This is a genomic window from Planktomarina temperata RCA23 (assembly GCF_000738435.1).
Lineage (GTDB): Bacteria > Pseudomonadota > Alphaproteobacteria > Rhodobacterales > Rhodobacteraceae > Planktomarina > Planktomarina temperata.
Map to the genome: position 1 here is coordinate 2,618,627 of NZ_CP003984.1, position 13,216 is coordinate 2,631,842.

A 13,216-nucleotide genomic window follows, 5' to 3' on the forward strand; every position below is an offset into this window, starting at 1 on the left:
AAACCAGCCAGGCTCTAGATTAGGCTATCTGCCTACAGTATCGATGGTAGAAGGTCAAAAAATGGAGAAGGGCATCCAAGGACTAGGTTGTCAGCACCAATACATCTCCGACTTAGCTCGCCCATACATTCCCTGTCGGAAATGTATAACTTTCGATGCTATCAGCCTTCATTTCGACGGAGAAGCCCGGCTTTTGCGGCGTGAGGTAATACCCGTTTTTTGTGCGCACGGGATCGAGGAAATGATCATGCAGGTGGTCAACATATTCGAGCACCCGGTTTTCCAGATTTCCTGATACTGCGATGTAATCCACAAAGCTCATGTGCTGAATTAGCTCGCAAAGCCCGACCCCGCCTGCATGTGGACAAACCGGGATGTCAAATTTGTCAGCCATCAGCATGACGCCCAGGATCTCGTTGGGCCCGGCCAGTCGGCAACTGTCTACCTGACATACGTCGATAGCGTTAGCCTGCATCAACTGTTTGAACATCACGGCATTGTGGCAATGCTCTCCAGTTGCTACTTTGATCGGTGCAACTGCACGTGCAATTCGCGCGTGGCCCAAAATATCATCGGGGCTAGTCGGCTCTTCAATCCACCATGGGTCAAACTCAGCCAATCTGTCCATGTTAGTGATCGCTTCTTGCACACCCCAGACCTGGTTAGCATCCATCATAAGAAACCGGTCTGGCCCAATTTCGCTCCGAATAATCGCTGCGCGCCTAGAATCGTCTTCAAGGTTTCCGCCAACCTTCATCTTAAAATGGGTCCAACCATCGGCTAATGCCGCTCGCATCAAAGACCTGATCTTGTCGTCAGAATAGCCAAGCCAACCAGCGGATGTCGTGTACGCAGGATAGCCTGTGGTTTCCATTTCGAGCATCCGAGCTTCTTTGCCAGAAGCGCGATCTTGTAGTCGCTCTATAGCTTCCGATGGTGACAAAGCATCAGAAAGATAACGCCAGTCAACGAGTGAAACCATCTCATCAGGCGCCATCCCGGCGATCAATCGCCAAACAGGTTGGCCCAAGTGCTTGCCGTACATGTCCCAGACCGCATTAATGACCGCCGCCGCTGCGAGATGGATCACACCTTTTTCAGGGCCGGTCCAACGCAACTGACTATCACCTGTGATAAGCTTCCACGTGGCGCCCATGTCAGCAAACAACCCTTCGATCTCTCTTCCGACCAGAAGATCTGCAACGGCCGCAATTGCGGCACAGCAAATCTCATTGCCTCGGCCAATTGTGAAGGTCATGCCGTGGCCATTGGCCCCACCATCGACATGCAGCACCACATACGCCGCTGAATAGTCAGGGGCCTTGTTCATCGCATCTGATCCATCCAGAGAGTGGCTGGTTGGAAAACGAACATCATGGACTGAATAACGGGCTATATGCGCGGGCATTTTGTCCTCAATTTTAGCGTGGCTGTCCACTACTAACCATACTAGCATGTTAATTTAACTTGAGCGCATAATCAAGTAAATCATAGGGCAAGTTTTCGCCAGCTACTGGCCGATAAGCGGATGGAGCCAATAATAAGCGCGACTGACCTCTTCAAAATTGGAACTGAGACTTCACTAGAAATTTCAGCTTTAGAGGCTGCTGTCAGGCGAAGGAGAACTCGCGTCAGATTGCTAGTGCCCCTTGAATATATGCACTCAACAATTGGCGCCACTCATCAAGAGGAGGGGCTCGGTTCAGCTTGAATTTGGTGCTTGAGCAGAGGCGGCGTTACCAGACAAAATTACCGACGAATGAATTTACAAGGCTAATAATAAAGCACCAAGGTCTAAGACGCGTGGCCCATGGATCGAGGGCCCGAGCCCGCATTGCTGTGGCTTAGCGGTAGCGATTGGGCGCAGCAACCCTGCGGTTGATCCACCGACCAAGGTTCGAGCAAAACCGTCTTGCTCCAACTTAGCCTAGGCAAGGTTGAAAATAGGTCGAAGGTGCGTGGTTCAATGCCCACGGCCCTTGGCTTCGTTTCTCAGCTTCAGATCTTGGACTAAACAGTCGTTTATTCAAATTGCAGCGAAGCGCTGCTTTGAGCCCATATTGACGACGCCAGATCGTGTCGCTACGCTTTTCTTATGAACACTAATTATCAACTTTCCGTCGATACGGGGCGTTTGGCGGTCGAGAATGGAACGGCCAATCCAAAGTGGTTCCGTCCCGATGTTGATCCACACAACATTCGGAACCTGATGCAAAAATCTGATGCGATTGCGATACGCGACACAGCAATATGGCTCGGTATGATGATTGTAAGTGCTGGATGTGCGGTCGCATTTTGGCCATCGGTTTGGTCCGTGCCTTTCTGGTTGGTTTATGGTGTTCTTTATGGGTCTGCAGCAGACTCGCGTTGGCATGAATGTGGTCATAAGACCGCATTCAAAACTACTTGGATGAACAATGCAGTCTATCAACTCGCTAGTTTTATGATAATGCGCAACCCCGCAATCTGGCAGGCCAGCCACGTGCGCCATCACACAGATACAATCATAGTGGGGCGTGATCCCGAAATCGTTGCAATGCGTCCACCAGATTTGGCACGCATCGCTTTGGCATTTGTCGGGGTCGTTGATGTCTACATCGCTTTCAAGCGCATGATCCTGCACGCCAGTGGTCGAATTGATCCTGAAGAAGCCACGTATGTTGCCGCAAAGGATCACGCCAAGGTCTTCCGTGTCGCTCGCATTTGGCTTTTTATTTATGGCTGCACCATTGCGGCGGCAGTTTTGATGACTTCTCTTTTGCCGCTTATGCTGATAGGTTTTCCGCGACTTTACGGTGCATGGCACCATGTATTGACGGGTTTATTGCAGCATGTCGGTCTAGCCGAAAACGTTTCCGATCACCGCCTGAACACGCGCACCGTGTTGATGAACCCTGTTAGCCGATTCATCTACTTAAATATGAATTATCATTTAGAACACCACATGTTCACAATGGTCCCCTATTATAACTTGCCAAAACTACATGAATTGATCAAACATGATGTCCCGCGACCAGAACCGTCAATCCTTGCAGCGTATAAGCGACTGCTTCCAGTGCTCATAAAGCAGCTGCATTATCAAGACGCTGTCATTGTGCCAGATCTACCTGCTGGAGCTACCCCATATCGGACAGAGGTAGAAAAGTTGCGGCCTCATGCAGTCTAATGTTCACGGAGATCCAAGGTTCGCTTTGCCTGCATAGCTGCAATCAGGGTGCTAGGAGACGATTTAAAACTCGCATCGGGTTGCTAGCGCAGCTTAATTTTAGGCCTCCAATTTCTGGCGCCAAGGTACTCGCAGACGCATCCATTTCAGCATCGGCAACCTAACCTCTGACAGCTCCTCTTCGGACTGGACTTTTGTTTTGCCGTAAGCCTGTGTGTTGATGTGCCCGAATGCCCTCGGGCTTTGCTCAGTGAGCGAAGTCAAAGGGAGTAAGGACATGGGAATTGATATAGCTGCATTGGACACAGCGGGCCGCGATGAACTTTTGGAGCACTGGCGGTCTTTGATTGGAAGGCCGCCGCCCAAGCATATCAGCCGCAGCCTGCTGATCCAGATAATAGCTTTTGAACTGCAATCAAAGCAACACAGGGGCTTTTCCAAAAGGCTGAGCCAGCGCCTCAAACGCGCAGCGATGCGCGATGTTATGCGCCCCGCCTTTAAGCCCGGTAGCAGCTTTGTGCGCGGGTGCTGTCAGACGAATGAGAACTCGCATCAGATTGCAGGCGCAGCCTGAACCTATGCGCTCAATAGTTGGCGCCACTCAGTAAGAGCGGCGGATCGATTGAGCTTGAAATTGTCTCGTGAGTAGAAGTGGCGCTCTTGATTGAAATGGTTGTGGACTGAAGAGTGGACGGCAGCGAACTTTTGCAGACAGCGCATCTGTCGGAAGCGGAGCATAGCGCGTTCTCTTCGTCGAAACGGCAAGTGGGAATTCTCAGCCCTATTGTTTACCCAGCGACCCGTTTCCTGCCGATCCGCGTTGCCAACAACTTTCATTGCAGCGCCGTAGGAACGTAGTTTATCCGTCACAACTACTTCTGGCCCGCCGTAGCGCTTCATTGCTTTTCTGAGAAATTGCAATGCCGCTTTGCGGTCTCGGCGCTTGGTAACATAACTTTCCAGCACCTCACCTTCGTGATCAACGGCCCGCCAGAGGTAATGCATCTCTCCGTTGATCTTTACGAAAACCTCGTCCAAGTGCCATTGCCAGTTCGAATAAGATCGCATCCGACTGACCCGGTTTCTTCGGATCTCAGCAGCAAACATCGGACCAAATCTATTCCACCAAAACCGAACTGTTTCGTGGCTGATCTCAATGCCTCGTTCGTGCAGAAGATCTTCCACGTTACGGAGTGAGAGCGGAAAACGAACATAAAGCATCACAGCCAAGCGGATGATCTCAGGGCTCGTTTTAAAGTACCTGAATGGGGAATATTTTGTCATACGGAGAGGATATAAAGCCTCCCTGCACAGCTCAAGCTCGTTTTGTCTGACAGTGCCATTAGCTTTCATTGTGCTCAACTATCATCGGTTTATGGGGTTTTATTATACCCCATGTTGGATCACTTTGCTAGGCATGCGTGACTTGGTCCAAGGACCGCGGACCGAGCAAAACTAACCAATCCCAACTGTGTCGCGGCAACGCTATAAGCAAGACGTGGGTGCGTGATCCAATGCCCACGGTCCTCGGCTCTTGGCTCCAGGTCCATGGGCCTAGGCGAGATGGTCCAGGAACCCCGGGCCAGGTTTCGTTCAGCAAAATGGGGAGCATTTTGTCATTGGGCGAGGTTGCAAAGTAGCCCTACCCGCTACGAGCAAGTTCAACCTGACAGTGCCTGTCCTTCCCCCTAAATTGCTTCTGTATTGGCCCTGTCTAACCCGAGGTCACCAAATCCTTCATCATGCACTGATCCGATGTCGCGTTTTAGGCAAATATCAGAATGACTGTGCTGGCCATCAATGCGGCCATCAAAGTCATAAAAGCGCGCCAAACATTCTCGGAATGCAAGAAATTTGAAAGCAAATGGCCGAATGTTGTCCAAAACAGGCACACACCCAAATTGATGCCAGCAAAAACAACGAACAAGCGCAGTGCCTCTTGATGGGGGGCAAGCCCAATTCCAAATCCTGCTGAGGCCGCGAGCGTGATCGCCCAGACCTTGGGATTTACAGCCTGAAACAGGATTGCCTGACGAAAAGTAAATGGGCCCCCACGGTCTTGTGTTTTTTCGGTGCGCCCTGCCAGGGCTGTCTGCCATGCCAGCCACAAAATCCAAAGAGCGGCTCCTATTTGAAACAACAATTTTAGTGCCGGTAAGGTCAGCAGAAGTGTACTCAGCCCCAGTGCGCTTCCGGCGGCCAAAATTCCAGTCCCAAACGGAACGCCCAGCAAGTGTGGAACCGTGGCCCTAAACCCAAACCTTGCACCCGATGCAGTCAGCATGACAACATTCGGGCCGGGCGAAAACAACCCAGCCAGTACAAACAAAAACAATGGAAGAGTTTCGGCTATCAATAGCTTTCTCACACACTACAAGGCAGGTGCCGCAAAAGTGCCGCACCTGCCAAATATAATCAATCATATGTTTAGTTGAACAACACTCTGGGAGGTGCTGTCAGCAGAATGAGAACACGCATCAGATTGCTGGCACAGCCTAAATCTATGTGCTCAATAATTGACGCCACTTAGCGACAGCAGCGGCACGGTTCAGCTTGAAATTGATGCGTGAATAGAGATGGCGTTCCTATGCCCCACACACTCAATCTAACCCCACACCCAGCCCCTGTTGCGCCTTTAGCGAGCCAGAGTGGCGGAGAATGGTGATTTGTTATCATTTATAACTTACCAAATTCAATCCATATGTGTTATAATATACCATATGATAAACGGTCGAAATATGGATGGTAAGTTCACAGATGGGAACGGCGGGCGCCCCAAGGGTTCTCGCAATAAAGCCACCATTGCAATTGACAGCCTTCTGGAGGGCCAAGCTGAAGCATTAACCCAAACAGCCATATCGAAAGCACTTGATGGTGACAGCATTGCCCTGAGGCTTTGTATGGACCGTATAGCACCTCCAATAAAGGATAAGCCAGTTGTCTTTCCCCTAGCCCAGATGCGCGACGCCATGGACGCCTCACAGGCCGCAGGAAGCGTTTTAAGCGCAGTAAGCGATGGGACCCTTACCTTCAACCAGCCTGTTGCGCTGGCAAATTGAGTCCGCGAACTCCATTATTACTCAGCAGCCACTTTGGAGAAGATAGCGTCTCGTTTTCGACACTATTTAAAAGCTAATCCTGTGTCTTTTTTGAGAAGGTTCTAAGTAAATATCCTCCCCAATTAAAATAATTGAGCACCTGATTAAAAGCAATACTAATCGTTATCAGAAAAACCAGAATAACTGAATATTTGTTAAGCAAACTTGATAACCAGAAAGGTAACGCTCTAGATGACCAAGGAAGACCGTTTTCGTAAAAGTTCTTGACTGTATCATCTTCTATCAGGAGTTGCTGAGCTGGTTTTGGAAAGTCAAACGCTTTTGTAACCATTGTGGCTGCAGCATGACTTTCTTTCATAATTTGTAATAGAGCGTATATTATTTCGGGGTCTAAGTCACTTCGAAAAATTACTGTGTTTGGCACTCCAATTAGTCGGATATTTTTTTTCGGAAGCTGATTAATTGAGTCAAAAGCCCCGATTGGTATGATAACTTCTTCAGTATTTTCAACCTTTGTACTGATTGCTCGGCTATCCGGAAAATCCAAAATTGATAAGTCAGAATTCGTCGTTAAATCTTTTATTATTTGGCTATCTGTCGCTAAAATAATTATTCCAGCATCACAGCTACCAGATTTCAACGATTTCAGTAAATCTTGCAAACCAAAGTAATTTATTTTCGAGTTATCGTCTGAAATGCCGTAGGCTGTTAAAACTTCAAGGGCCATTAAAGTAGTTATACTTTGCGCTGGAGGTAGGCAAACCTGTTTCCCATTCAAATCAGATAAACGACCGTCAGCAAACTCACTTTTAACAAAAACAAACATTGGCATTATTGTTGTAACACCAGCGGCACGGATGTTAGGTAGATCCGCAGAGGTTAATGCGGTTCCAGAAAAACCGATGGTAGGCTCGCCATTCGCTTGTCCTACATGACTTTTTATATTTGCTATATCGGATCTTTTTTGGATGTTTAAGGTCAAACCTCGTGCTGCAAATTTTGGCTTGTAGATTTCAGCTGTGTCTAAATGGGTTCCTCCCGGAGCCACGTAGATTGTAATCTCCCTTGGAGGCATTGAGAGATAAAAAAAGATTAGTATTAATATTGCAATTGAAATGCCTACAAAAAATTTTCTTGTTAATATCATTGCTCTCTTCTTTTATTTTTGCTTGACCATATGTTCTATGATCAAGTGATAATTTACAAAATATTTGTATCTTTATCAACACTAAATCATACTTAATTAATTTTGTTAAGCAAATATTGTGGTGCCCTCTAGTTATGAGTCACGTGTTAGCGTTTATGCTGCCATTGCGCGATTGTCGATATTATCCATTCTAAACGTCGCCTGAGTTTTGTTCTGGTGTCTCTGCATGATCCATTTTTCGTTGTATGTTCGGCTAAACTCGAGCAGCGCCAACCGCAGTTCTTCTATGGTTTTAAAATGTCTTACCCAGAGCAAGTTTTTTTCAGGGTTCGGATGAACAATTGAACACAGCCATTACATTCTGGCATGCGTACAAAGACAGGCGAAGGTTTTATCCCAAGCCATTTGGTGCAGCAGTCAAACCAACGCGAACACGCATCACATTGCTGGCACAGCCTAAATCTATGCGCCCAATAATTGACGCCACTCAGCGAGAGCAGCGGCTTGAGTTAGCTTGAAATTGATGCGTGAATAGAGATGCAGTTGCCGAACAAAATCCCGCTCCAATGAATTTACAACGCTAACACTTAAGGCCCTTGGTCCGAGACGCGGGACCTTATGATGGGGGGCCCCGGTCCATGGTCCTGCGGATCAACTGTAGCGATCAGGCACAGTAACCCCTGCTACCAGTCCATTGACTTAGACAAACCATCCAACCCCAACTGAGCTCAGGCAACGCCAGTAATAGGTCGACGGTGCGTGGTTCTATGCCAACGGCCCTTGGCTCCATGTCTGTACGTTAGATATTGGGCTAGAGCAGTCATTCATTCAAATTGCAGCGAAGGGCTTCTTTGAGCCCAGTTCGACTGATTCTGCGCATTGTATGAATGTCTGGAATGCGTGATACTGGGACTGAAAGAGTGCAACGACCGAAAATGGAGATTGGCCCATGGCTGGTGAATTGAATGGAAAAATTGCTGCGGTCACTGGCGGAGCGTCAGGAATAGGGCTCGCAAGTGTCGAGTCGATGCTCTCTGCAGGGGCACAGGTGGTTATCGTTGACCGTGATGCCATTGCGCTGAAGGCAATTTGTGACAGGTATGGCGACGCCGCCATTCCGCTTGTTATCGACCTGTTGGATCCAGTGGATTGCGCGACATTGATTCCTAAAATTCTGGAGCTGTGCGGCCAGCTCGACATTCTACATTGTAACGCGGGCTCATACGTCGGTGGCGATTTGATTGAAAATGACACCAGTGCCATTGATCGCATGATGAATCTGAACGTCAACGTTGTGATGAAGAATGTACACGATGTATTGCCACACATGATCGAACGAGGATCGGGCGACATAATCGTCACCAGCTCTCTGGCTGCTCACTTTCCCACCCCATGGGAGCCCGTATATGCATCGTCCAAATGGGCTATTAACTGCTTCGTCCAGACTGTTCGTCGACAAGTTTTCAAGCATGGCATCCGCGTAGGCTCCATATCACCGGGGCCAGTTATCACGGCCTTGCTGTCAGATTGGCCACCGGAGAAACTACAAGAGGCGCGAGACTCTGGAAGCCTGTTGGAAACGAGTGAAGTCGCTGAAGTTGTTATGTTCATGTTGACGCGACCTCGCGGAATGACAATTCGGGACGTTGTGATGATGCCTACAAACTTCGATCTCTAAACGACCGGCCCTCTAAAAATTTACTCAGTCGACGGAAAGTAGACTTTGGCACAATCTCAGCCGAGGTCCGGAAAGTCCGCATAGCAGTCGTTGGCGCTTAGCCAAAGTAACGTCTGCTTCATCAGTTAGTGGTGGCAAACAAGATTACCCCCGAATGAATTTACAACGCTAATACTAAAGGGCTGATGTCCGAGACGCGGGGCCCTGGGATAGGGGGGGCCACTGGCGCCACTTGCAGCTGAACCGTAACGATTGGGTACAGTAACCCTTATTTAAAGGCAGCCTATCGTATGTGACTAAGAAAGTTTTTTGTTAGGGGACAAAATAAGGGACAGAATTATTTATTTTTTAATTTACCAAACTTAAACAACCACTTAAATCTGGCGAATGGCGGAGGAACAGGGTGTTCATCTCCTGTAGCATCCACCAGTAATCAGCTAACTCTATGTAATCACTGGATACAGCATACCTCAGTTCACTGCAATAAGGCGCATATTGGTCAGTAATCTGGTCAGTAATGCAGACCCCCCCTGCATGTGCCACTCCGCCCCCTAGGTGATACCGTACATAGCCCTGACCTGCGATTGGGGTTTGAGTGTCGTCAACCAACAGCATCAGCCTGTTTAGGTCAGACTTGACGGTTTCATCTGTGAGGCAGGGTGCGGGCTGTATGTATGCCTCTGCTACTTCGTAGCGTGCTTATGCATGATGCCTGCTGTTGCTACCCTGTATCCTAGGAAATCGTTACAGTAGCATCAGAGGGCCTCTGCATGGGCCACAGGGGGTGTGCGGGGTAAGTATACATGGCCTCTGCCAGTGATCAGCCCTGTAGTGATGTAAACCACTATTGGTTCTGTTTCGGGTTAGATGACCGTTAAGGTGATCCTTATTGTGACAGGTTCCTATATAGCTCTATAGCACTTTGTCACATTAACGGTATCACTCACTCGAAACTTAAGGCTCTGGCCCGTAGAGATACTCCAGCTTTAACTCACTGATAGCACCTTCACCCCAGCCTGTTGCTAGATGCGCCAGTACTTCTGCTTCAGTCCACGGGGTGTAGAGGCTGGCGGTGGGACTGCCTGAGTAATCCTTCGGGAGGTAGAGGTGACGGTGGGTGGTCTTGCGTTCATTACCAGCTTTGAAGGTGGCTATCTGAACGGTGGTTCTGACGAGTGTGGGCAGTTGTGTTAAGAGCCGCTTTGGGTCTGAAGCTTTTGAACGATCCGATTGGAAAAGCTTTCTGGCACTGGCCCCAGCATAGCCCAAGTCAGGCCGCATCTTTTCCAAACCCGGTGGTGTTAGAGGTAGGTCACCTGTTCTGATCAGTTCCATTTCCAGCCTGTCAGGCATCAAGTCGTTGAACTCAATCAGATGATCTACTGGCATCTCGACAGGCAGGTTCGATAGCAAGAATACTCGTTTTTGATAATCAGCCCAAACCAACCTCAACCGGGCTATAGCTTGTACAGTCTCAGCCTCCCTGATTTGCTTTTGAACTGCTTCAATGCGGGGATCACTAAATGATAGAACTGTCATAGCTGCTGGGGAATGAGGGCTTCGTGCAGACAGACAATACTCAACCTGATCTAAAGGTAGGTTCTCTTTATCATCATAGCTTAGTGGGTTGCCTGAGTTACCAAAGACAGCCCTCGCTTGTTGTTCTATTTCATCGATTGGTGGCTGGTTGCGGCCCGTAATAAATACAACTGATCTGTCCTCGTAAGCATTAGAACCACGCAGGGACATAAAGTGCGCTACAGCTACACCCGTATCAAGCCTAGGGTGATCTCGCAGGAACTCACATAAATCTTTGTTGCCTACGACTAGAGGGCTTTCGCCTGCCTTCACCCATGCGTTTAGGATTGTGATCAAACTGGCTAAGTCATTGTGGCGAGGATCATAGGTTGGTTCTGACAGGTTCTCTTGTTCTGGCCCGATCTTGCTGTTCCAGAAGTTTTTACTACCAGTGCGATCATGTACCTGACTGACCATAGCTAGTTGGTGAACATCAATCCGATGATATTGCAGGGCTGGTAAGTAGGCGTCTGTGATTATGGGGTCAGCCGTAGCATCCAAGTAAAGCACTGGCGCAGACCGTGTCACTCGAATGGGCCTATGCTCACAGATTACAATATCGTTCTTACGGTTGTTGTTGGGAGTTTTTCTGTTGTCGTGAACCAACTGCCCGAAGCTGTCTCTAACCTGATCCTCAATCTCCCGTGCTGCGATCTCAAGCAGTTTGGTCAGGGCCTTATATTGCTTGGCGGATCTCACATTGCGGCTTTGCGTAGTATCAGCACTGAAGGGAGTAGCTGGATTTAGCCCTTCAACCGACACGGCGTTGAACTCAAAGGCTCCAATGTCTTTGTCCCGTAGGTAGGATAGATCACCTTGATGTTTGGTTAGGCACTCCACCAGGTCAAAGCCTAAACTTGGAATACCATCCATACGAATATGCTGAGTTACATCACCCACTGGCATGGATGGCATATTGCTAACGGCAGAGGACATAAACGCCTCATCTATTATTACCAGATCAGGCTCTGCTTGGCGTTCAAATTCATTCCTGCTCAGAAACAAGGACGCATGAGTGTAAATACGGATCGTATTCTCAACGCCCAGATCATTGCCCGATTGCCTGAACTGATCCAAATAGCTACAATTGCCAAAGAAGCTGCATTGCTCTCCTGAGGTACGGCTTAGACAGGCATTGCCATAGATGCTGTGACCCTTTTGCTCCAAGTCCCTGACATAATCAGCCCTCTGACACATGATCGGGTTGGGGTATGAGTTCTGTTCTTCGTCCCATTTGCCGCCTGTACGAGGATAAACGTGAATGACCGTGGCATTGATGCCTTCTAGGCTTTGTTCCCATTCGTCAGCTAGATCATGCCTTGGCACATAGACTTCTATGGTATGCTGGAACTTATCTGTCAGATACCTTTTTAGTTCGGCTATGGTTTGTTTGGTTTTACCTGTTCCCATTGTGAGGCGAACAGCGGCTCTTGGATTAGCGCCCTCAGCCAAGTTCTCGAAGAAGCCTCTTAGAATGGCATCAAGTTTTGATTGTGCTTCCACGGCTCCGACAAGCTTTGGGCGTTTCACCTTGCCTGCACCTGCTACAAGTATCGTTCTATCTGAGCGAGATACAAAGTCATACGTACCGCTATCAAGTTCGTGCAATCTTGCTCTGGCCTTTGTTGCGGCATCAACAACTGTCCAAGGGCCACGGTCAGATACCACGCTTATATCTGCTTCCTCACAGAAACGGTTCCAAAGGGCAGCGGTCACCTCTTCTTCGCTTGGAGTGTGTTCTAGGGTGACCAACTCCTGCATGACCTGGGTGGACAGTAAGAACATCAATTGCTCCCTGTCATCAATGGCAAGACCAGTATCTGGATCACGGATAATATCGGCAGGATCAAGCAGTCCTGATGTGCCTCGTGTTCGTTGCTTTGACGACCTTGAAGCGACAGCACTCCTGAAGGCTAAATCAGATGGCACTGTTACGGTTGATATTCCAGTGCCAGCTTTAAACAAGCCAGACCTGTTTGGATAAGGATCAACAGCACCATCGCTAAATAGAGGGTTAGCCGTCAGGTGGATTTGGATTGGATTGAACATCCGCATGTCGACAGGACCGCCAGACAGCCACGCCTTCAGTTCATTGTCAGAACACGTGCGTTCCAACCAGAACCACAGATGCACATTAATCCCAGCTTTGATGCCCATGCTGGATGAAAAATGATACCAGCAGTCAGCAGCTTGGAACTCAACAGGAAGCTGCTGGATTGCATAAGACACCATTTCTTGTTGATCAGAAACATCACCATCCCAAGCAAGGCTATCGATGTCGATCATGCACCACTGGCGAGGTATTGCTGTGAAGTATTCCATTTTGCGAGGCACTGGGCTGTTTTTACCGTCCGTCAGTGACCCTCTGATGACCGTATGCTTGGGATCATTCTCAAGTCTTTGCAGCAATGCAGACAGGCTTTGAAGATCGGACACTGGTTCTTCAGATACGTTGAACAGTTTGCCAGTGGAAAAGGGCTGTGGAGTTATATCTGTGCCATTGAAGCTTTTAACGAGGGCATGACCAGTAGCAGACTTCAGGAGTGTCATTACTTCGCTCATTTGCATCCCTTTCCAAACTTGGTCAG

Annotated in this window: 9 protein-coding genes; 4 read left to right on the forward strand and 5 right to left on the reverse strand. The window is 48.7% G+C overall.

What is annotated here, in order from left to right:
- Window positions 1-112 precede the first annotated feature (112 nt).
- The gene (locus RCA23_RS12645; RefSeq protein WP_430902884.1) at window positions 113-1,456 is read right to left on the reverse strand and encodes an enolase C-terminal domain-like protein; all 1,344 of its coding nucleotides are present in this window, start codon (window positions 1,454-1,456) and stop codon (window positions 113-115) included.
- Window positions 1,457-2,095: 639 nt separating this feature from the next.
- Here RCA23_RS12645 and RCA23_RS12650 point away from each other — a divergent pair.
- Both RCA23_RS12650 and RCA23_RS16065 read left to right on the forward strand, forming a co-directional pair.
- Window positions 2,096-3,166, forward strand: a complete 1,071-nt coding sequence (locus RCA23_RS12650; protein WP_044050618.1) for a fatty acid desaturase family protein — start codon at window positions 2,096-2,098, stop codon at window positions 3,164-3,166.
- Between the two features lie 277 nt (window positions 3,167-3,443).
- A complete protein-coding gene (locus RCA23_RS16065) occupies window positions 3,444-3,740 on the forward strand; it encodes a DUF2924 domain-containing protein (RefSeq protein WP_052377178.1) in 297 nt (98 codons plus the stop codon).
- Between the two features lie 2 nt (window positions 3,741-3,742).
- Here RCA23_RS16065 and RCA23_RS12665 read toward each other — a convergent pair whose 3' ends face one another.
- Together RCA23_RS12665 and RCA23_RS12670 are read right to left on the reverse strand one after the other, a co-directional pair.
- Complete coding sequence (locus RCA23_RS12665) at window positions 3,743-4,450, reverse strand: IS6 family transposase (RefSeq protein WP_044051564.1); 708 nt, start codon at window positions 4,448-4,450, stop codon at window positions 3,743-3,745.
- A 481-nt stretch (window positions 4,451-4,931) separates the two neighbouring features.
- Window positions 4,932-5,522: a LysE family translocator gene (locus RCA23_RS12670; protein WP_236631360.1), complete on the reverse strand. Its 591-nt coding sequence runs from the start codon at window positions 5,520-5,522 to the stop codon at window positions 4,932-4,934.
- 292 nt (window positions 5,523-5,814) lie between these two features.
- Between RCA23_RS12670 and RCA23_RS12675 the strand changes: the two genes are divergently transcribed.
- A complete protein-coding gene (locus RCA23_RS12675) occupies window positions 5,815-6,225 on the forward strand; it encodes a hypothetical protein (protein WP_052377179.1) in 411 nt (136 codons plus the stop codon).
- Window positions 6,226-6,298: 73 nt separating this feature from the next.
- Here the strand turns inward: RCA23_RS12675 and RCA23_RS12680 are convergent, their stop codons facing one another.
- On the reverse strand, window positions 6,299-7,372 hold the full coding sequence (locus tag RCA23_RS12680; RefSeq protein ID WP_044050620.1) for a TAXI family TRAP transporter solute-binding subunit: 1,074 nt from the start codon (window positions 7,370-7,372) through the stop codon (window positions 6,299-6,301).
- 949 nt (window positions 7,373-8,321) lie between these two features.
- On the opposite strand from RCA23_RS12680, the gene RCA23_RS12685 reads away from it, so the two are divergent.
- Window positions 8,322-9,050 (forward strand): SDR family oxidoreductase, encoded by a 729-nt coding sequence (locus tag RCA23_RS12685; protein WP_044050621.1) that lies wholly within the window; start codon window positions 8,322-8,324, stop codon window positions 9,048-9,050.
- Between the two features lie 954 nt (window positions 9,051-10,004).
- Here the strand turns inward: RCA23_RS12685 and RCA23_RS12690 are convergent.
- Window positions 10,005-13,190 carry a hypothetical protein gene (locus RCA23_RS12690; protein ID WP_169701415.1) on the reverse strand — a complete coding sequence of 1,062 codons (3,186 nt, stop codon included), beginning with the start codon at window positions 13,188-13,190 and terminating at the stop codon, window positions 10,005-10,007.
- Window positions 13,191-13,216 lie beyond the last annotated feature (26 nt).